Origin of the sequence: Lacisediminihabitans changchengi, assembly GCF_016634425.1 — a bacterium.
In the GTDB taxonomy this organism is placed as follows: domain Bacteria; phylum Actinomycetota; class Actinomycetes; order Actinomycetales; family Microbacteriaceae; genus Lacisediminihabitans; species Lacisediminihabitans changchengi.
Map to the genome: position 1 here is coordinate 75,115 of NZ_JAEPES010000005.1, position 20,470 is coordinate 95,584.

Annotated in this window: 16 protein-coding genes and 1 pseudogene; 12 read left to right on the forward strand and 5 right to left on the reverse strand. The window is 65.7% G+C overall.

Features of this window, described 5'->3' with window-relative positions:
* Both IV501_RS14275 and IV501_RS14280 read right to left on the reverse strand, forming a co-directional pair.
* Positions 1 to 2,640, reverse strand: coding sequence for a transglycosylase domain-containing protein (locus tag IV501_RS14275; protein WP_200557043.1), 2,640 nt, complete (start codon positions 2,638 to 2,640; stop codon positions 1 to 3).
* 76 nt (positions 2,641 to 2,716) lie between these two features.
* Positions 2,717 to 5,236 (reverse strand): transglycosylase domain-containing protein, encoded by a 2,520-nt coding sequence (locus tag IV501_RS14280; RefSeq protein WP_200557044.1) that lies wholly within the window; start codon positions 5,234 to 5,236, stop codon positions 2,717 to 2,719.
* Between the two features lie 49 nt (positions 5,237 to 5,285).
* On the opposite strand from IV501_RS14280, the pseudogene sp36 reads away from it, so the two are divergent.
* Both sp36 and IV501_RS14290 read left to right on the forward strand, forming a co-directional pair.
* Positions 5,286 to 5,426 (forward strand): annotated as a pseudogene (sp36, locus tag IV501_RS14285) (Sp36 family protein); the annotation flags it as partial.
* 17 nt (positions 5,427 to 5,443) lie between these two features.
* The gene (locus tag IV501_RS14290; RefSeq protein ID WP_200557046.1) at positions 5,444 to 5,905 is read left to right on the forward strand and encodes a RidA family protein; all 462 of its coding nucleotides are present in this window, start codon (positions 5,444 to 5,446) and stop codon (positions 5,903 to 5,905) included.
* A 33-nt stretch (positions 5,906 to 5,938) separates the two neighbouring features.
* Here the strand turns inward: IV501_RS14290 and acs are convergent, their stop codons facing one another.
* A complete protein-coding gene (acs, locus tag IV501_RS14295; protein ID WP_200557047.1) occupies positions 5,939 to 7,921 on the reverse strand; it encodes an acetate--CoA ligase in 1,983 nt (660 codons plus the stop codon).
* A gap of 357 nt (positions 7,922 to 8,278) precedes the next feature.
* Between acs and IV501_RS14300 the strand changes: the two genes are divergently transcribed.
* The 10 genes from IV501_RS14300 to IV501_RS14345 all read left to right on the forward strand — a co-directional run bounded on the left by IV501_RS14300 (position 8,279) and on the right by IV501_RS14345 (position 18,697).
* Entirely contained in the window at positions 8,279 to 9,271 is a 993-nt protein-coding gene (locus IV501_RS14300) for a TadA family conjugal transfer-associated ATPase (protein ID WP_200557048.1), read from the forward strand.
* Positions 9,264 to 10,199, forward strand: a complete 936-nt coding sequence (locus tag IV501_RS14305) for a type II secretion system F family protein (RefSeq protein ID WP_200557049.1) — start codon at positions 9,264 to 9,266, stop codon at positions 10,197 to 10,199. The genes IV501_RS14300 and IV501_RS14305 overlap by 8 nt, the downstream gene beginning before the upstream one ends.
* Positions 10,200 to 10,309: 110 nt before the next feature.
* The gene (locus IV501_RS14310) at positions 10,310 to 10,501 is read left to right on the forward strand and encodes a DUF4244 domain-containing protein (RefSeq protein ID WP_200557050.1); all 192 of its coding nucleotides are present in this window, start codon (positions 10,310 to 10,312) and stop codon (positions 10,499 to 10,501) included.
* A 37-nt stretch (positions 10,502 to 10,538) separates the two neighbouring features.
* The gene (locus IV501_RS16445) at positions 10,539 to 10,919 is read left to right on the forward strand and encodes a TadE family protein (RefSeq protein ID WP_200557126.1); all 381 of its coding nucleotides are present in this window, start codon (positions 10,539 to 10,541) and stop codon (positions 10,917 to 10,919) included.
* Positions 10,916 to 11,272 (forward strand): Rv3654c family TadE-like protein, encoded by a 357-nt coding sequence (locus IV501_RS14320; RefSeq protein ID WP_200557051.1) that lies wholly within the window; start codon positions 10,916 to 10,918, stop codon positions 11,270 to 11,272. Before IV501_RS16445 ends, IV501_RS14320 begins: the two co-directional genes overlap by 4 nt.
* Before the next feature lie 149 nt (positions 11,273 to 11,421).
* Positions 11,422 to 14,328: a type I DNA topoisomerase gene (topA, locus tag IV501_RS14325; protein WP_200557052.1), complete on the forward strand. Its 2,907-nt coding sequence runs from the start codon at positions 11,422 to 11,424 to the stop codon at positions 14,326 to 14,328.
* Between the two features lie 2 nt (positions 14,329 to 14,330).
* Positions 14,331 to 14,948 carry a dTMP kinase gene (gene tmk / locus IV501_RS14330; protein ID WP_372430757.1) on the forward strand — a complete coding sequence of 206 codons (618 nt, stop codon included), beginning with the start codon at positions 14,331 to 14,333 and terminating at the stop codon, positions 14,946 to 14,948.
* A 335-nt stretch (positions 14,949 to 15,283) separates the two neighbouring features.
* A complete protein-coding gene (locus tag IV501_RS14335) occupies positions 15,284 to 16,441 on the forward strand; it encodes a DNA polymerase III subunit delta' (protein WP_200557053.1) in 1,158 nt (385 codons plus the stop codon).
* Between the two features lie 23 nt (positions 16,442 to 16,464).
* Positions 16,465 to 18,006, forward strand: coding sequence for an alpha/beta hydrolase (locus tag IV501_RS14340; protein WP_200557054.1), 1,542 nt, complete (start codon positions 16,465 to 16,467; stop codon positions 18,004 to 18,006).
* A gap of 43 nt (positions 18,007 to 18,049) precedes the next feature.
* Positions 18,050 to 18,697, forward strand: a complete 648-nt coding sequence (locus IV501_RS14345) for a TetR/AcrR family transcriptional regulator (protein ID WP_200557055.1) — start codon at positions 18,050 to 18,052, stop codon at positions 18,695 to 18,697.
* Positions 18,698 to 18,738: 41 nt separating this feature from the next.
* On the opposite strand, the gene IV501_RS14350 is transcribed toward IV501_RS14345, so the two are convergent.
* Positions 18,739 to 19,641, reverse strand: a complete 903-nt coding sequence (locus tag IV501_RS14350) for a 2-dehydropantoate 2-reductase (protein ID WP_200557056.1) — start codon at positions 19,639 to 19,641, stop codon at positions 18,739 to 18,741.
* A gap of 61 nt (positions 19,642 to 19,702) precedes the next feature.
* Positions 19,703 to 20,425 carry a GntR family transcriptional regulator gene (locus IV501_RS14355; RefSeq protein ID WP_200557057.1) on the reverse strand — a complete coding sequence of 241 codons (723 nt, stop codon included), beginning with the start codon at positions 20,423 to 20,425 and terminating at the stop codon, positions 19,703 to 19,705.
* Positions 20,426 to 20,470 lie beyond the last annotated feature (45 nt).

The window sequence follows — 20,470 nt, forward strand, 5'->3', positions numbered from 1 at the left end:
CTACGGGCAGAGCGGACCCGGGTCCGCGCCCGCGGGTGTGCCGTAGACGGTCAGTGTTACCCCGTCGGTCTTGGACATCGTCGCCCCCGCGGCGGGATTGCTCTCGCGCACCTGACAGATGTTGCCGCCCGAGCCCACCTGGCCAGCTACCCAGGTAATGCTGACGGTGCCCGTGATGCCGGCACCGCTGAGAGCTTGCAGCGCAGCGTGACGGGTCTGTCCGACAACGGTCGGCATCGCAGTTGCGAGAGACCCATCGCTGGTGAAGTAGGTGATCGTTGCTCCGCTGTACGACTTGCTGCCGCTGGCCGGGTCGGTGCGGGTGACGCGGCCGACCGGGAGAGCGGATGCTTCGGGCCCACCGTCTGCGACCTCGAACTTGTTGCTCGTGAGTAGTGACTTCGCCAGGTCGGCGGTGAGGCCAGTGGTGTTCGGCACCGTCACGGGCTTGCCCTGCAGCACGGCATCTGATGCCGCGGGGAACGACTTGTCGCCCCGGAACTGCGGCATGGTGTTCGCGGTTTTCATGATCTGCTTGATGATCGCGAAGCGGCTGCTGGAGTAGTAGTTCTCGCGCGTCTGCGGGTTCGTGAACTTCTTCAGGCTGATCTGGGCTCCGTCGTAGTTACCTTCCCACACCGCCGTGGCGACCTTCGTGGTGGTGGCAAGCGTCCAGTCGTGCTCGAGGAAGGAAGCGGTACCGGTCTTTCCTGCGATGGCGACACCGTCATTCGGGTTCCCGGGCTTGCTGGTTCCGCCCGTCTCGCTGCCGACCATTGCGTTCGCGACGCCGGCGGCGACGTCGGAGGTAATCGCGGTGCTGCAATCCTTGGCTTGGCCAGCCTGCTCTTTGCCCTTCGGGTCGACGACCTTATCGATGATCGTCGGAGTGCAGTAGGTGCCACCCGAGCCAATGGTTGCTCCCCAACCGGCAACGGTCAGAGGCGACTGCTCATTGACACCCAGAATGGTTGACGGAACGGTTCCATACTCATGCACACCGTCCATCACTGCGAGGTGTGCGCCCATTTTCTTCGCAGTTGCGGCGATCCCGCTGCAGAGATCCTGTTTCAAAGCCATGTTCATGAATGCGTTATTGACGGAGCGCATGAGCGCGTTCTTGACGGTCATCACCCCCTCGCGGGCCTTGCCATCGTTGTTGAGAGTAAACGGACTGCCCGACAATGGTGCTCCATTGCACTTGAAGCTCGAAAGCTTGTAAGTCTGCGGCCCGGTGCCGTTGATGACATCACCGAGGGATCCACCGTTACTCAGGTAGTCGGCCAGGTCGACGACCTTGTACGTCGATCCGGTGTTGAAGCCGTTCGATCCGCCGTAGGGCTTGTCGGTGGCCCAGTTGACCGCGCCTTTGGTCACGTCGACCGGGGCCCCGGGCACGTTCGCCGCATCGTCGAACGTCTTGTTCAGGGCCATGCTGACTATGCGCCCGGTGCCCACCTCCACGCTTACTGCGGCCGATCCGAGTTTGAAGCGCTGCTCGTCTGGCGGGGTGTGGAGATTCACCGCATCCTGAGCGGCCTGCTGCAGGTCGAGGTCAAGGCTGAGGTACACCTTGTATCCGCCCTTATCCCAGTTCGCGACACGCTCTGCTGGGGTCGCGCCGATGGCCTTAACGGCGGGCGCGGCATTCGGAGTGTTTTCGGCGAGTTGGCTCGTGATCACCTTGAGGGCGTAGTCGCACGCGAAGCCGGCCCCGGCGACGCTGACCGCGCGGCATCCGCTCGACGGCGGGGTGATCTTGACGTACGACTCGATCGGCGTGTTCACGGCCTCGGTGTACTGGGCCTGGGTGATGTGCTTCTCGTCGAGCATCGCCGCGAGAATCTGGTCGCGGCGCAGCTTGTTCGCCGCGTAATACTTCGGGTCGGTGAGGTTCTGATAGCTCGGCCGTTGCACGATGGCGATGAGGCTTGCGGCCTCGGCCAGTGTTATGTCTTTGGCGTTCGTGTTGAAGTACTGCTGGGCCGCGGCCTGAACGCCATAGGTGTTGTAGCCCATGTTGATGATGTTCAGGTACGCGAGCAGGATCTGATCCTTGGTGTACTTCTTGTCGAGTCCGATAGCGAGCTTCATCTCGCGCAGCTTTCTCGACGCGTTTTGATCGGTGACTGCCTTATAGGCCTTCGCCCGCTCTTTCGGGTCACTGATCTCCAGCGTCTGGCTGGTCAAGATGTTGCGGACCAACTGCATGTCCAGCGTCGAGCTTCCCTGCGTGTTGGAACTCGATGCGTTGTTCACTACCGCGCGGGCGATGGACGGGACGTCGACGCCACCGTGATCGCGGAAGCGACGGTCTTCACCGTCGACCGCAGCATCCTTGAGGAACTGCGAGACCTCGTCGGCGCCGACCTCTTCGCGGTTCTGCTTGAACACCTTGGCCAGCAGCTCGTAATTGTCACCGCGCTTGGCGTAGATCTCGTTCTGCTGCGAGAGCTGGCCGATCTTGATGTTCTCGGGCAGGTTCTCGAAGATGCTGATGCCTGACTGCGCGGTCATGCTGGTGACGGCGAGGGCGGGGGTGACCATCGCGGTCACGAGCACCCCGGCGATGACGCTGAACCCGACGAGGCCGACGAGTGCTCCGAGCGCGCCGAGCGGCTTCAGTTTCTGGGCAGACATACTAGACAGGCTAAGCGATGTTTACGGGCCTACCAGCTGGCTGCACCTGGGAATCAGATAACGCTCGTGCTAAAACTCACGGTTTGCTCGGGTTTTGGTTGCCGTTGCCGTTGCCGTTTCCACCCTGACCGGGTGCGCCGCCGCCATTGTTGGCATTCCCGGGTCCCGACCCGTTCTGCTGGTCGTTGCCGCTCGGATCACCGGAGCTCGGGAAGATCGTGATGCTCTGCCCGCTCGAGACGGACGTACCCGCTGCCGGGTCGGTGCGCGAGACAGATCCGCTGTTCTCGGATGACGGCTCTGCGGCGCCGACCGTGACGCTGAAGCCGAGGCTCTGCAACAGGGTGGTGGCATCGTCGGTCGACTGACCCGAGACATCCGGCACCTTGACGGTGGAACCCGCCAGGAGTTTCGCCGACACCGTCGGGAACGAGCTCGCGCCCTTGAGTGACGGGTTCTTGTTCACCGTCGACATGACCGCCTTCACAATCGCGAAGCGCGAGGTGGAGTAGTAGTTCGACTTGGTGATCGGGTTGGTGAACTTCTTCAAGCTGGTGGTGGCGCCGTCGATGTTGCCGGTCCAGACCGCGGTGGCGACTTTGGTCGTGGTGGCGACTGCCCAGTCCTGGTGGGCGGTATTCGCCGTTCCCGTCTTTCCCGCGATGGCGACGCCGTCGAAGGGGTTGCCGGGGCGACTGGTACCACTGGTCTCGCTGCCGACCATGGCGTTCGCGACGCCGGCAGCGACATCCGCCGTCAGCGCCTGGGTGCAGTCTTGCTGCTGCCCCGGGAGCTTCTTGCCCGAGGGGCTGACGATGCTGTCTATGATGACCGGCACACAGTACGTACCGCCCGAACCGATGGTCGCAGCAGCAGCCGCGATGGTGAGCGGAGCCTGCTCGTTGGTGCCGATGATCATGGTCGGGTTGAGTTCGAGGTTGCCTCCGCTGAACGACTTGAAGTCGGCGCGGTGCGCTCCCATGGTGTCGGCGGTGTCACGGATGCTGCAGAGATCCTGCTTCTGCGCCATCTGCATGAAGGCGTTGTTGACCGAGTTGATGAGCGCGGACTTGACGGTCATGTAGCCGCCCGGATCGCCCGCGTCGTTGTACGACTTGAACGCGCCGGTGCCGGCAACACCCGGGTCGCAGGACGTCGTGAAGTTCTGCTTCTGGAAGGTCTGCGGGCTGTTGCCGTTGACGACCTCGTTCAAACCGTGCCCGTTCTGCAGCCAGTTCGCCAGGTCGAAGATCTTGAACGTCGATCCGGTATCGAAACCGTTGGACCCCCCGTACGGCTGATCGGTGCTGAGGTTCAGCCCGGTCTTGGTCGGATCAGGAGCGGACCCCTCGACGATGCCCGCATCGTCGAAGGTCTTGTTCTGCGCCATGACCAGGATGCGGCCGGTGCCGGCCTCCACACTGTCGGCGACGCCGCCGAGCGCGAAACGGGTCTCCGTCGGAGGCGTCCACTTGGCGAGATTGGTCTGGGCGACATCCTGCAGATCAAGGTCGATGCTGGTGTAGATCTTGTAGCCGCCCTGGCTCCAGTTGGCGCGGCGTTCGGCGACGGTCGAGCCGAGCGCGCTGACGATTGGAGCCGCATTCGGCGTCGTCGCCGGGTCGAGGGCGGAGGTGATGATCTTCGACACGTAGTCACAGGCGGTGGGCGCGGCGCTGGCGGCGCGACATCCGTTGTCCACGGTGCTGAGCTTGACCTCGTCGGCGATGGGCGTGGCCAGGGCGGTATCGAGCTCCGCCTTGGTGATGTGCTTCGCGGTGTACATGTCGTTCAGGATCTGATCCCGGCGCAGCTTGTTGGCCGGGTAGAGCTTCGGATCGCTGAGGTTCTGCAGATTCGGCTGCTGCACGATCGCCACCAGGCTTGCCGCCTGGGCGATAGTGAGGTTGTTCGCCGAGGTGCTGAAGTAGCGCTGAGCGCCGGACTCGACGCCGTAGGTGACGCCACCCATACCGACCACGTTGAGGTAGGCGGTGAGGATCTGCTCCTTGCTGTACTTGCGGTCGAGGCCGATCGCGAGCTTCATCTCCTTGAGCTTGCGATCGAAGGTGTCCTCGATGGCGGCGACGTATGCCGCCTTCTGCTTCTTGGGGTCCGTGATCTCGAGCGCCTGCTGCACGAGCAGGTTCTTCACCAACTGCATGTCCAGCGTGGAGCTGCCGGATTGCGTGTGACCGCTGGTGAAGTTGCCAAGGGCTGCACGGACGACCGACTGCACGTCGACGCCGCCGTGGGTGAGGAAGCGGCGGTCTTCACCGTCGATCGCGGCGTTCTTGAGATAGGGGGAGATCTGGTCGGAGGAGACCTCCTGGCGGTTCTGCTTGTAGATCGTGGCGATCTTCACCGGCTGGCCCGCGCGGGTCGCGAAGATCTGGTTCTGGCCGGGTAGATCGCCGATGGTGATGCTGTCGGGAAGATCGTCGAAAATGCCGATCGAGTTAGAGGCCACAGAGCCGGTGACGGCCACGGCGGGGGTGACCATGGCGGTGGCGAGCACTCCCGCGACGACGCTCAGGCCGACGAAGCCGAGGATCGCAGTGAGGAGGCCCGGGGGCTTCTGAGCGGAGACAGACATATGATCAAGGCTAAAACGACCCCCCTGTTCGAACCCTGAAGGAATATTGATGCCCACCTGGGAGTACCTCACCACCCCGTTGATCGTGCACAACACGGCCGCCATCCTCAACAACTGGGGTTCGGAGGGCTGGGAGTTGGTGCAGGTCGTCACCGGCCCCGAGGGCGGACTCGTCGCCTACCTCAAGCGCCAGAAAGCCGACGACTGATGGCCGCGGTGGATGCCCGCCTCGCCGAGCTCGGGCTGACCCTCCCGACCGTCGTGCCGCCCGCCGGCGCCTACGTCCCCGCCGTGATCAGCGGAAACCTGGTCTTCACGGCGGGACAGTTGCCCATGGTCGATGGGGCGCTGCCCGCGACCGGCAAGGTCGGGGCCGAGGTGACTCCCGAGCAGGCGAAGGAGCTCGCCCGCCAGTGCGCGCTGAACGGGCTCGCTGCGGCGGCATCCGTCATCGGGTCGCTCGATCGGGTCGTGCGCGTCGTCAAAGTGGTCGGTTTCGTGTCGTCGGTGCCCGAATTCTCTGGGCAGCCCGGCGTGATCAATGGCGCGTCAGAACTGCTCGGCGAGGTGTTCGGTGACGCCGGTCGCCACGCGCGCAGCGCAGTGGGCGTCGCGGTGCTGCCGCTCGACTCGCCGGTCGAGGTGGAGCTGATCCTCGAGTTCGCGTAGCGGGTGTTGGTCGAGTAGCGCCCGCGCGTTGGGCTAGCCGCTGAGCTGCGCGCTGATGATCGACATCACCGAGGTGTCGGCGAGGGTCGTGGTGTCACCGACGGCGCGGCCTTCGGCGACATCCTGCAACAGCCGGCGCATGATCTTGCCCGATCGGGTCTTCGGGAGTTCCTCGACGATGATGACCTGGCGGGGACGGGCGATCGCACCGATCGACTGCGCTACGTGCGTTCGCAGCGTCACGCTCGCCTCGTCCGCGCTCTGCCCTCCGGCGTGCTCGGCTCGCAGAACCACGAACGCCACCACGGCCTGGCCGGTCGTCTCGTCTGCGGCGCCGACCACGGCGGACTCCGCCACGATCGGATGCGACACCAGCGCCGACTCGATTTCGGCGGTGGAGAGGCGGTGTCCAGACACGTTCATCACATCGTCGACCCGGCCGAGCAGCCAGATGTCGCCGTCCCCGTCGCGCCGAGCGCCATCCCCGGCGAAGTACTTGGTGCCGAATTTCGACCAGTAGGTCTCTCTAAAGCGCTCCGGGTCGCCCCAGATCCCGCGCAGCATCGACGGCCACGGTTCGGTGATGCTGAGAAGCCCGCCGCCGCCCGGAAGTACGGTGACACCCTGCTCGTCGAGCACCTCCACCGAGATTCCCGGCACCGGCACCTGTGCCGAGCCCGGCTTGGTAGTGGTGATGCCCGGCAGCGCGGAGATCATGATGGCGCCGGTCTCGGTCTGCCACCAGGTGTCGACGATCGGAGCGCTGCCGCCGCCCACGACATCCCGATACCAGATCCAGGCTTCCGGATTGATCGGTTCGCCGACGCTACCCAGCACGCGGATGCTGCTCAGGTCGAAGTCATCCGCGACCTGTCGGCCGACCTTCATGAACGAACGGATGGCTGTCGGCGCCGTATAGAAGAGGGAGACGCCGTATTTCTCGATGATCTCGAACCAGCGGCCGGGATGCGGCGTATCGGGGGTTCCCTCGTAGAGCACCGACGTCGTGCCGTTGGCCAGCGGGCCGTACACGACGTAGCTGTGACCGGTGATCCAGCCGACATCGGCGGTGCACCAGAAGACGTCGCTCTCGGGGTGGAGGTCGAAGATGTTGCGGTGCGTGAACGCGACCTGCGTGAGGTAGCCGCCGCTCGTGTGCAGGATTCCCTTCGGCTTGCCCGTCGTGCCCGACGTGTAGAGGATGAACAGCGGATGCTCCGCCTCGAAGGCGCGCGCCTCATGTTCGCTCGCTGCCGTGGCGAACTGTTCGTGCCACCACAGGTCGCGCCCGTCGGTCCAGTCGACGTCGTTCTCGCCGCGGCGAACCACGAGCACGTGCTCGACGGTGTGCGGTGTCTCGTTGCCATGTTCGTCGAACTTCTGGAGCGCAAGTGCGCCGTCGACGATGGGCTTCAACGGGCTGACCTTGCCCTTGCGCCAGCCCCCGTCGGCGGTGATGACGAGTTTTGCGGAGGCATCGTCGATGCGCGAGCGCAGGCTCTCGGCGCTGAATCCGCCGAAGACGACGGAATGGATGGCGCCGATGCGCGCAACCGCGAGCATCGCGATGACTGCCTCGGGAACGTTAGGCAGGTAGATCGCGACGGTATCGCCGTCGCCGACGCCGAGAGCCTCGAGCATGTTCGCGGCGCGCTTCACGTCTGCCGTGAGCTGGGCGTAGGTGATGGTGCGGGTGTCGCCCGGCTCGCCCTCCCAGTGGATCGCCACGCGGTCGCCGAGTCCGGCCTCGACGTGGCGGTCGAGACAGTTGTACGCGACGTTCAGCTCGCCGTCGGCGAACCACTTCGCGACGGGGGCGCCTGACCAGTCCAGCACCTGGGTGAAGTCCTTCTGCCAGGTGAGCAGGTTCCGTGACTGCTCCGCCCAGAACCCGAGCCGGTCGGTGGCCGCAGATTCGTACAGGGCGGAGGTCGCGACGGCTGCTGCCGCGAAGCTCTCACTGGGCGGAAAACGGCGGTCTTCGCGCAGCAGATTGTCGATGGAATCAGCGGACATCTATGTTCCTCTTCGAACGGTTGGCAGTACTTTGTGATCCTAGACCGGGGCTCGTTGCACCCCGTTGCCTGGGTAGCTGGGAGAAACCCACATCGGCTGTTGTGCGGTGCCGCGCCTGGAGTATGCTTGGCTTTCGTCGAACGAGAGTTCGGCTGGCGGCGCATAGTGATTCCCCCCAATCCCGCGTCGCCGTGGCGGCGCCGGTTCCCCCCAACAGGCGCCGCCCCTCTCATTTAACGCGGCTGATTTTGGTGACGTGGCAATCGGCCCCTCCCTCACACGACGCCAACTCCCGAGGATTGCACCGTACGACTTCCCATCGTGGGCCGGACTGCTCTGCGCCCCTAGTTTCGGGCCGTGGAGAGATTCGTCGCCGTACGGCCCGGGGCAGAGCCGCCCCGCGCTCGTCGCAGCAGTTTCGACGACGACCTGGCCGAATTTCCCGAGCTCAGAGAGCTCGTCTCCGACAGCGAGGTGACGGATGTCTTCGTCAACGGGCCCGGCCGTCTCTGGGCAGATCGCGGCGCAGGGTTGGTTCGCGCGACATCCGCTGCCCTGGACGAACCGACGCTGCGCGAGCTCGCTGTTCGCCTCATCGCGTTGGGCGGGCGACATATCGACGAAGCAAACCCCTGTGTCGATGTGAGGTTGCACGACGGGGTTCGGGTGCACGTGGTGCTGCCGCCCGTCTCCACGACCGGCACGCTCATCTCGATCCGGCTGCCACGGATCGTCGCGCTCGACCTGGCGGCGCTGGAATCGGCGGGGTTTTTCGCGATGGTCCCGGTCGCCGCGATCGAAGCCATGATCGCGCGACGGGAGAATCTACTCATCACCGGCGCGGGGGGAAGCGGCAAGACCACCCTCCTCTCGGCGCTGCTCGGGCGTGCATCGCCGACCGACCGCATCATCGCTATCGAAGATGTCGCTGAACTGCGGCCGGGGCATCCGCAATTCGTGTCGTTGGAGGCTCGCCAGGCCAATCTCGAGGGAGCCGGTTCCATCGGTCTGGAGCGATTGCTGCGTGAGGCGCTTCGCATGCGCCCCGACCGACTCGTACTCGGGGAGTGCCGCGGGGCCGAGATTCGCGAACTGCTGGCGGCGCTCAACACCGGACATGACGGCGGGGCGGGAACACTGCATGCGAATTCGCTGGCCGATGTGCCCGCCCGGCTCGAGGCGCTCGGCGCGCTCGCCGGGTTGAGCCCCACCGCGATCGCTCGACAGACCGTGAGCGCGATCGGCACCGTGCTGCATCTTCAGCGTCGACCGGAGGGCAGACGCCTGGTGCAGGTGGGGAGGTTCGAGCTCGACGCCCGAGACCGACTTCGGATGGTGACGGATGACTGAACGCTCCTCCTTCGACGAGCTCGCGGAGGTCGTGGAAAGGCTGGCGGTGTTGCTCGCGGCCGGAGTGGCGCCGGGCTCGGCGTGGGGCTATCTCGCGGAGACCGGATCGCGGTCGTCCCGCGTGCGCGCGATCGCCGAGGCGGTGGCCACCGGCGGGTCGGTGGCCGAATCGCTGCTGGATCGCGGTTCTCGGTCGCTGAGCTCGTCGAAGGGCGCTGCCGACGACCTGGCCTGGCGCGGACTCGCTGCCGCCTGGCGCGTTGCCACCGAGGCCGGCGCTCCGCTCGCGCCCACGCTGCAGCGTTTCGCCGCATCTCTCCGTGACCTGGGCGTGAACGAGCGCGATGCACAGACCGCGCTCGCCGGGCCTCGCGCCACGACGCGGTTGGTGATGGTGCTTCCCGTGATCGGCATCCTGTTCGGACTCGCGCTCGGCTTCGACACGGTGGGCACCCTCGTCGGCAGTGTGCCCGGCGCGGTCTGTCTGGTCATCGGGGTAGCCCTCATCCTCGTCGCCCGCTGGTGGAGCGCGGTGCTCATCCGTCGCGCGCGGCCGCCCACCGTGGTGCCGGGCCTCGCCCTCGATCTCGTGGCGATCGCGGTCTCGGGCGGGGCATCCATCCCGCGCGCTCTCGCCGTCGTGGCGAAGGCTCGCGCCGAGAGCGGTTTGCCGATCGATCTGGAGGATTCGGCGATCGATGAAGTACTGGCGCTGTCGGCGCGCGCCGGGGTTCCGGCCGCCATGCTGCTGCGCAGCGGGGCCGATGAGGCACGACGTTCGGCGCGCAGCGCGGGGGAGCGAAAGGCGGCAACCCTCGCAGTGACGCTGATGTTGCCGCTCGGGCTGTGCATCCTGCCGGCGTTCATGCTGCTGGCTGTAGCGCCGCTGATGCTCTCCGTCGTGTCCTCCACAGTCGGAAGTCTGTGAGCGCCGTCCACGGATCTGTCGTCGCGGGCTGAGCGGGCCCGACAGACGAGGACGATCGATCTCACGGACACCACCGAGCAGTACAACATCCCTAGTAATAAGGAGCGGACATGAGGCGATTGATGAAAGTTCTTAACCGAACGAGGCTGGATCGCGATGATGGCGCGGCAACCGCCGAATACGCCATCGCGACGATGGCGGCGGTGGGATTTGCCGGCCTTCTCGTTGCGATTCTGCGCAGCGACGAGGTGCGCGGCATGCTCACCGACCTGGTGCATCGTGCCCTCACCTTCGCGGGTTGACAGCCCCGCGAAACAGCATCGTGACCCTCGCTGGGCCATCGCCTCGCCGCGGAGGAATCGACGCACCCCGCGAGGCGAGCGGCCCCCGCGAGGTGAGCGGGGCAGTGTCACCGCCGAGTTTGCCCTCGTCGTGCCCGCCGTGATCGTGGTGCTGGGCTGCTGCCTCGGCGCGTTTCAGCTGGCGTCGGTGCAGCTGCGGCTCGAGAACGCGGCGGCGGTGGGCGCGCGCACGATGGCGCGCGGTGCCGATTCCGCGGCAGCCGCAACGCGCGTGGGGCAGGTGGTAGAGGGAGCGCGACTCGAGCGTCACGACCGAGGCGATCTGGTCTGCGCGGTGGCGCGGACATCCGTCGGTCTCGGTCTCCTGGGGCCCATGAACCTCTCCGCCACCAGCTGTTCTCTTGCGGGTGGCGAATGAGGTGCCGGTGGTCGGATGACCGCGGCTCGGGTTCGATCCTGGCAGTGGCGTTGACCGCCGGGATGCTCTGCTTGGCAGGGGTGTGTGCGCCGCTGCTGGCGGCTCTTCCCGCGCTGCAGAAAACAGCGGGCGCCGCTGATGCCTCTGCGCTGGCGGCGGCGGACGTCGCGTCGGGTGCTCTCCCGGGCGTCCCCTGCGACGCCGCGGGCCGTGTCGCCCGCGCAAACGGCGTTGCTCTTGCGCGATGCGAGGTCGATGGAACGATCGTGACGACGTCGGTGAGCACGCTGGTCGCCGGGTTCCACATCGCCGCCAGCGCCACCGCAGGAAGTCCCGATGGAGGGGGGAAGTAGACGGGTCGGATGTTTCTGTGTGTATGGTGTGCGTGTCGGGGCCTCGCCTTGACAATGAGCCCGGTCGGCGTCGAGACCCAGAATCCTGTGCCTATGCTTGCCGAGGTTTATCCGATCACGCGGCGCTCGCCGCAGACGCAAGGAGTCAGGTGCCAGGCACGAAGAAGCTGGTCATAGTCGAGTCGCCCGCAAAGGCCAAGACGATTGCCCAGTACTTGGGAGACGGATACGAGGTGCTGGCCTCGGTGGGTCACATCCGCGACCTCATCGAGCCGAAAAACCTCCCGCCGGAGCTCAAGAAGGGCTCGCTCGGAAAGTTCTCGATCGATGTAGAGAACGGCTTCACGCCGTACTACGTGGTCTCCGACCAGAAGAAGAAAACTGTCGCCGAGCTGAAGCGCGCGCTCAAGGGCGCCGACGAGCTCTACCTCGCAACTGATGAGGACCGCGAGGGCGAGGCCATCGCGTGGCACCTGCTCGATGAGCTAAAGCCGAAGGTCCCGGTGAAGCGGATGGTCTTCCACGAGATCACGAAGGAAGCGATCCAGCGCGCTCAGGAAAACACTCGCGATATCGACACAGCCCTGGTCGACGCCCAGGAGACCCGCCGCATCCTCGACCGCCTCTATGGCTACGAGGTCTCCCCGGTGCTCTGGCGCAAGGTCGGCCCCGGTCTCTCGGCCGGACGGGTGCAGTCCGCTGCGACTCGACTCGTCGTCGACCGTGAGCGCGAGCGGCTGGCCTTCCTTACCGCCAGCTATTGGGACATCTCGGCGCTGCTCGCGACATCCGCTGACTCCACCACATTCTCCGCTCGTCTCAGCCGACTCGACGGTGCTCGCGTCGCCACTGGCCGCGACTTCGACGACCGCGGCCAACTCAAGGCCGCGACCGGCGGCAAGCCGGACGCGGTCGCGCTCGATGAGCGGGCCGCGGAGAGCCTGGCAGCCGCGCTGCGGGATCCTTCGGCGAACATCGTCGTGTCGAGCGTGGACTCGAAGCCGTACACCCGCCGCCCGGCAGCGCCGTTCAGTACCTCAACGCTGCAGCAGGAAGCGGCGCGCAAGCTGCGCTTCTCCGCCCGGCAGACCATGAGCGTCGCGCAGGGGCTGTACGAGAACGGCTACATCACCTACATGCGAACCGACTCGCTCAACCTGTCGCAGCAGGCGACGGCGGCAGCGAGGTCGCAGGCGGCGAAGCTGTACGGCCAGGAGAGCGTCGCCGACAAGCCGCGCGTCTATGCGTCGAAGTCCAAGAACGCGCAGGAAGCGCACGAGGCGATCCGTCCGGCCGGCGATACCTTCCGTACGCCGGGCGAGCTCGAGGGCACGCTGCGGGGCAACGACTGGAAGCTCTACGACCTGATCTGGAAGCGCACCGTCGCGTCGCAGATGGCCGATGCCAAGGGTTCGACGGCGTCTATAGTCATCACGGCCGAGCCGCTCGACGGCAAGACCGCCGAGTTCGCTGCCAGCGGCACCGTCATCACCTTCCGCGGGTTCATGCAGGCCTACGAGGAGAGCCGCGACGAAGAGCGCAACGAGTCGGCCGAGCCGGCCGAAGCCAAGCTGCCGCCGCTGACGGTCGGGCAGAAGCTCTCGGTCACCGACGTCGAGGCGAAGGGCCACGAGACCAGCGCTCCGCCGCGGTACACCGAGGCCAGCCTGGTGAAGACCCTCGAAGAGCTGGGGATCGGGCGCCCGTCCACCTACGCCTCGATCATCTCGACGATCATCGATCGCGGCTACGTCACCCCACGCGGCACGGCGCTCGTACCGAACTGGATCGCCTTCAGCGTCGTGCGTCTGCTCGAGGAGTTCTTCGGTGACCTGGTGCAGTACGACTTCACCGCGGGCATGGAAGACGACCTTGACCGCATCGCCGGGGGGTCGGAAGACCGGGTCGGCTGGCTCAACGGGTTCTACTTCGGCAACGAGTCGCATCGAGGGCTTCGCAACGTCATCGACAACCTCGGTGACATTGACGCGAAGAGCATCAACTCCGTGGCACTCGATGATGAGATCACCCTTCGCATCGGCAAGTACGGCCCGTACCTGGAGGTCATCGACGAGAACGCCGCGCCGGATGCGACCCCGCGTCGGGTGAACATCCCGGCCGAACTCGCCCCGGACGAGCTCACCGTCGCCAAGGCGCGCGAGCTCATCGACGCACCGGTCGTGGTCGACCGCGTGATCGGCGTCAACCCCGACAACGGCAAGAACGTCGTGGCCAAAGACGGCCGATTCGGTCCGTACATCACCGAGCTCGATCCTGAGCCCGAGGTGATTCCGGTGGCCGTGGAGGCTCTCGCGGAGGTTCTCGACCCGAAGACGGGCGAGCTGAAGCCCGTGAAGAAGAAGGCGGCACCGAAGAAGGCTGCAGCGGTGAAGCCGCGCACGGCATCCATTTTCAAGTCCATGGATCTCGCCACCATCGATCTCGACACTGCGCTCAAGCTGCTCGGACTTCCGCGCGTCGTCGGAGTCGATCCGGAGTCTGGTGAGGAGATCCTTGCGCAGAACGGCAAGTTCGGCCCGTACCTCAAGAAGGGCGCGGACACGCGGTCGCTCACCGAGGAAGATCAGATCTTCGAGATCGATCTTGCCGGGGCGATCGAGCTGTACGCCCAGCCGAAGTACGGTGCGCGTCGCGCCTCGAGTGCTCTGAAGGAGTTCGAGAACGACCCGGAGAGCGGTAAGCCCATCCGGATCAAGGATGGCCGCTTCGGTGCCTACGTGACCGACGGTGTCACCAATGTCACCATCCCGCGGGGGGAGACGATCGAGGAGATCGACTTCGAGCGCGCGGTGCAGATGCTCGCCGACAAGCGCGCGAAGGGCCCGACGGTGAAAAAGGCGCCAGCCAAGAAGGCCCCGGCTAAGAAGCCAGCAGCCAAGAAGCCAGCAGCCAAGAAGCCGGCTACAACAAAGGCCGCGACCACCAAGGCGACAACGGCTAAGCCTGCGACGGCGAAGGCCGCCACGGCGAAGACCGCGGCCGCGAAGAAGCCGGCGACATCGCGAGCGACGGCGACGAAGACTCCGGCCTCCTGATTGTGACCGGCCTCTTCATCACCTTCGAGGGCGGCGACGGATCGGGCAAGTCCACCCAGGCGGAGTTGCTGTCTGAGTGGCTGGCGGCATCCGGTCACGTCGTCGTGCGCTCGCGGGAGCCCGGCGGAACGGATGTCGGCCTCGAGCTGCGCGAAATCGTGCTGCATAGCCGCGGGCACATCTCGCCGCGGGCCGAGGCGTTGATCTATGCCTCCGACCGCGCGCAGAACATCGACACTAAGGTCCGCCCGGCGGTGGAGCGCGGAGAGATCGTCGTCCAAGACCGCTACATCGACTCGTCCGTCGCCTACCAGGGCGCCGGTCGTGTGCTCGATGCTGCCGAGGTTCGTGGCATCTCGGTCTGGGCAACCGAAGACTTCCGTCCGGACCTCACGATCCTGCTCGACCTCGATGAGGCGATCGGGCGGGAGCGCCTGGATGAGGTGCGTACCCGCTTCGACCGCCTCGAGTCGGAGAAGAGCGACTTTCACGCCCGCGTGCGCGCCGGCTACCTCGCCCTCGCCGGCGCTGAGCCCGAACGTTTCCTCGTGCTGCCCGCCACCGACAGCATCGAGTCGATCGCGGCGGCAATCCGCGAGCGCGTTTCGGCGCTCCTCTAGTCGCGATTCGTACCGTCGCCCCGCTCACCCCTTCCGAAGTGGCTCTCACCCCTTCCGAATGACTCTCACCCCTTCCGACCACTTCCGAAATGAAGGAGTTTCCTCGCGAAACGCCGCACGAAGACAGCCGACACGCGTCGACCGGCGAGTTTTGCCTTCATTTCGGAAGTGGGTGCCGGAAGTGGGTGCCGGACGTAGGTGTCGGAAGTGGGTGCCGGAAGACGGTGCCGGACGTAGGTGCCGGAAGTGGGTGCGCGAAGTAGGTGTCGGAAGGGGCTGCGGAGCGTGAGTGCAGGACGCACCGGGCCGTCGGTGGCTCCGCTTAGGCTTGGCGCATGAGTGTGTGGGATGGCTTGACGGGCCAAGCGGAGGCGATTGAGGTCTTCCGCGCTGCGGCCGCCGACTCCACTCTCGTCGACTCGCCGATCGCCGCCTCGGCGATGACGCACTCCTGGCTGATCACCGGCCCGCCCGGTTCCGGTAGATCGAACCTGGCATACGCCTTCGCGACCGCACTGCTGAGCGATGGCACCCTGGCGGGGGATGAAGTCACGCGGCGTCAGGTGGCGGCACGCACGCATCCCGATCTGGGCGTCCTGTCGACCGAGGGAGTGATCATCAAGATCGACGAGGTCAAGAAGATCGTCGCGTCGTCACAGTTTTCACCGTCGGTCAGCCGCTATCGCGTCATGATCATCGAAGACGCCGACCGCATGGTCGAGCGCACCTCCAACGTTCTGCTCAAGGCGCTCGAGGAGCCACCGCCCCGCACCGTCTGGATTCTCTGCGCGCCGAGCGAGGCCGACCTGTTGCCCACCATCCGTTCGCGGGTGCGCACCGTGCGGCTGCGGGTTCCGGATGTGGCGGCCGTCGCCGACCTGATCTCCCGTCGCGACGGGGTGAGCCTCGACATCGCCACCCGCGCCGCCCGCGAGGCGCAGAGCCACATCGGAATGGCGCACCGCCTCGCCACCAACGAAGAGGCCAGGCGCCGACGCGAGCAGACGCTCGAGACGGCCCTCGGCATCCGTTCCGTCTCCGACGCGGTCATCGCGGCCGGCACCCTGCTGGCCGTTGCCGGCGACGATGCCAAGGCGATCACCGAAGAGCGGGATGCCGAGGAGCGCGAGAGCGCACTGCGGTCGCTCGGCATCGAGCCGGGTGGCACCATCCCGCCAGCGCTCCGAGCTCAGTTGCGCACCCTCGAAGAAGACCAGAAGCGACGTGCCACTCGCAGCCTGCGCGACGGCATCGATCGCATCATGGTCGATCTGCTCTCGCTCTACCGCGACATCCTGCTGCTGCAGCTGGGCGCACCGAGCGAGCCGATCAATCTGGCGATCATGCCGAAACTCGTCGCCGTCAGCGAACGGACGACTCCGTCGGCTACTCTCGCCACGATGGATGCGATCGCCACCGCGCGAAAGCGTATCGAGGGCAACGTTTCGCCGGCGCTCGCACTCGAAGCGATGCTGATCTCGGTCGCCAAATAACCACCCATCACTCAGGAACATCGTTGACACCTCACCGCTCCGCCCGTATCGCTATCGTCGCCGCGGTGCTCGCGCTCGTCGTGCCACTCTCGGGGTGCGTGAGCGCGTTCGTGCCGAAACCGGCGAGCAGCACCTCCACCCCCACGGGGGAGAAGGTCGCGGCCGACCTCGAGCCGTTCTACGGCCAGAAACTGACGTGGAAGAGCTGCGCCGGCGGCGACTTCCAGTGCACGACCGCGTCGGCCCCGCTTGATTGGTCCGACCCCGGCAGGGCGAAGATCTCGCTTGCCTTGATTCGCAAGCCGGCCACCGGGACCCGCCTCGGGTCGCTTCTGGTCAATCCTGGCGGGCCGGGGGCGTCCGGCTACGACTTCGTCAAAGACAGCGTGACCTATGCGGTCGACTCGAAACTGCAGTCGAGCTACGACATCGTCGGCTTCGACCCTCGCGGGGTGAACAAGTCGTCAGCGGTCTCCTGCTACGACGATCCCTCGCAGCTCGACGCGTATCTGTTCTCGATCCCGTCCGCACCGATTTATTCGGATGCCTGGATCGCCGAGAACGAGGCTTCCAACGCGGCGTTCGGTCAGGCCTGCCTGAAGTACACCGGCCTACTGCTCGGCTACGTCGACACCAACAGCGCGGCCCGCGACCTCGATCTGCTTCGTGCTGCTCTCGGTGATAAGAAGCTCAACTACCTCGGCTATTCGTATGGCACGTTGCTCGGCGCGATGTTCGCCGAGCTGTATCCGAAGAAGACCGGCCACCTCGTTCTCGACGGTGCGCTCGACCCCGCAACGAGCGACTTCGATGTGACCAAGGTGCAGGCGGAGGGGTTCGAAAGCGCTCTGAAGGCGTATCTGAAGAACTGCCTCACCGGTAAGGACTGCCCGTTCTCTGGCAGCGTCACCTCGTCGATGAGCCGCATCCGCGAGCTCCTGAACAGTTTGGATGCGAGTCCGATTCGATCGAGCGACGGCCGGGAGCTCGGGAGCTCGGCAATGTTCACCGCCATCATCCTGCCGCTGTACAGCAGGTCGAGTTGGAAGTACCTCGATACGCTGTTCTCGAGCGTGGAGAAAGGCGACGCCGACTTCGCCTTCCAGCTCGCCGACAGCTACTACGAGCGCAAGGCCAACGGCACCTACAGCGACAACTCGACCGAGGCCTTCATCGCCATCAACTGCCTGGATTACAAATCCACCAGCACGGATGCCACCATGCGCGCCGAGGCGGCCGAACTGTCGAAGGTGGCGCCCACGCTCGGCCCGCAGATGTCGTACGGCGGCACCTCGTGTGCCGCGTGGCCGTACAAATCCACCCGAGAGCGCGGACCGATCGCCGCGGCAGGCTCGGCCCCGATCATCGTCGTCGGCACGACGAACGACCCGGCCACGCCGTACGTCTGGGCGCAGAACCTTGCCAAGGAGCTGCAGAACGGCCACCTGGTCACCTATAAGGGTGAGGGCCATACCGCGTACAACAAGTCGAACTCGTGTGTGAACGATGCGGTCGACGACTTCTTCATCCACAACACGGTGCCCACGAAGGATCCGCGCTGTTGACGCTAGCGTTGTGCAAATTTGCACTGAGTGCAAGAATATAACCATGACTGTGGATGCCCCCAATCGAGGTCTGCGCGAGCGGAAGCGGATCGCCACGCGGCGTGCGATCGAGCGTTCAGCCCTTGCTCTGGTGGCCGAGCGCGGCCTCGACAAGGTGACGGTCGACGAGATCAGCAGCCGCGCCGACGTCTCGCCGCGCACCTTCTTCAACTACTTCGCCTCGAAGGAGAGTGCGCTGGTGGGCGACGCCCCCGAGATTCTCGACGAAGAGGCGGTGGAGGAGTACATCACCGCCGGACCGGGCGAAAGCGCGTTGCGCGGCCTCGGCCCTCTGATCGCCAGGGCCACCGAATCTGACACCGGCGAGATCGCGACGCAGCAGTTGCGGCGCACCCTGCTCAAGCAATATCCCGAACTCTTCGCGCAGCGCATGTTCGCGATGAAGGCGTTCGAGGAGCACCTGGTCACCGTGGTGGAGGCGCGACTGCGTCGCGACGAGCCCGAGTTGGCGAAGGATGACGCGGCGCTGACGAGCAAGGCTCGGTTGATCACTCTGGTGGTATTCGCCGTGGTGCGGCACGCGTGGACGAGCTGGAACGACAGCGACAACCCACGTCTGTTCGGCAAGCGATTGATCGACTCGTTCCACCAGCTCGATGAGGTGATGGCGGTCGGGACTCCCGCCGTCTAAAGCAGGGGCGTCTCAAGCGGCCCGGCTGACCGAGCAGTAACTCAGATCGTCGGTGCGGTCGACAGGCCCACGAGCTGGCGATGGATGTCGCGCAGCCGGGGCACTGCAACACCGTGACGGTCTGCCGCCGCGATGATGGCCCCAGTCAGATAGTCGTACTCGAGCGCGCGGCCGTGGCGTCGGTCGAGGAGCATCGAGGTGGTGGCCAGGGGCGGCAGCGTGTCGATGTGGTCGAGCATGGCCGCGCGATGACTGGCGTCGAATGCCACGCCCGAGGCCCGAGCAACCGCGGCGCCCTCGTCGAGGAGCGCGTAGAGCGTGGGTCGCACGGCCGGGTCGTGGGCGATCTCCATTGCGCGGTCGTGCAGAGCGGTCAACGGGTTCAATGCCGCATTGAGAATGAGCTTGTTCCACGACTCGGTGTCGAAGGCGTCGGTGTAGCGAGCGGCGACGCGATCGCCGAGAAGTGCGCCGAAGTCACGCGCGTTGCGGTTATCCGGCAGAGCGATCGTGCCGTCACCGTGGCGCACTACCAGATCGCCGCCCGACTTCTCAGCGGCGAGGTACACGATGCCGGGGACCACCCGAGAGGCATCGACCCACTCCGCGACCCGGGCGGCGTGGTCGATGCCGTTCTGCAGCAGCACCAGTCGGGTTCGCTGCCCGATCAGGCGGGTGAGCCAGTCGCCGAGGGACGCGGTGTGGTGTGCCTTGGTCGCGATGACCACCCAGTCGACGGGGGAGAGGTCGTTCGCACTGGTGGCGACCGCGGCATCCACTTTCCGGCGTTCGCCGTTCCATTCGACTGCCATGGGTCTGGGGTTTCGGCGACGGCACAGTGTGACGTCGGCGGATGAGCTGATCGCGTCGGCGACGGACGTGCCGATGGCACCGGCCCCGACGATGGCAATCGTCGGCCGAGCGTCAGGTTCTGAAGAAATCACCTGATCCATTGTCGGTCACAAACGCTGTGTGGATGACCGGGGCCCGCGCCAGGATCGAGAGTTAGGACACTCTGTTTGCGGGCTTGCCCTGGTCTGCAGTGGCGGCGAAGTGCGAGTCCTCGGCTCCGAAGATGGATGCCGCGGCAGAATCGATGTGCGCGACGCACAGTTGCTCGGCTCGAGTGGCATCCCGGTCGGCTATTGCCTCGACGATGGCCTCGATCTCTGCGAATGACGTCGCAGCCCGTCCCGGGATCGACAGCGAGGTTGCGCGAACGAGCGTTGCGCGGCGCCGTGTGCCCTCCCACAGCCGCCGCAACTCCTCGTTGCGTGCTCCCACGAACAGGATGTCGTAGAACACGGTCTTCTGGGTCAGCATCGCGGCGGGGTCATCGACCATCGGTCTCATCGCCTCCGCGGCGCGACGGAGTTCGTCGATCTGGTCGGCGCTGGCGTAGGCAGTGAAGAGTCGGACCGCGAGGCCCTCGAGCACGGCTCGTACCTCGTAGATCTGGCGAGCGTCATCCCGGGTCAACGTCGCGACGAAGGTCCCCCGCCCCGGTTCGGACACGACGATTCCCTCGCTTTCGAGCTGTCGGAACGCCTCTCGAACGGTTGCGCGGCTGGTGGATGTCGCGGCACACACCTCGCGCTCGACTAGAAGGCTGCCCGGGCGCAGCGAGAACGACGTGATCGCGTCGCGAAGATAACTGGCCACCTGATCGCGAATAAGTGCCGGCGCGCGCTCGATCGCTGCCGGCGATACGTTCTCAAAGGTGGTCACCCGCGTCATACTACCCGGCCGTTGACTTGTCAGACAACAGCCCAT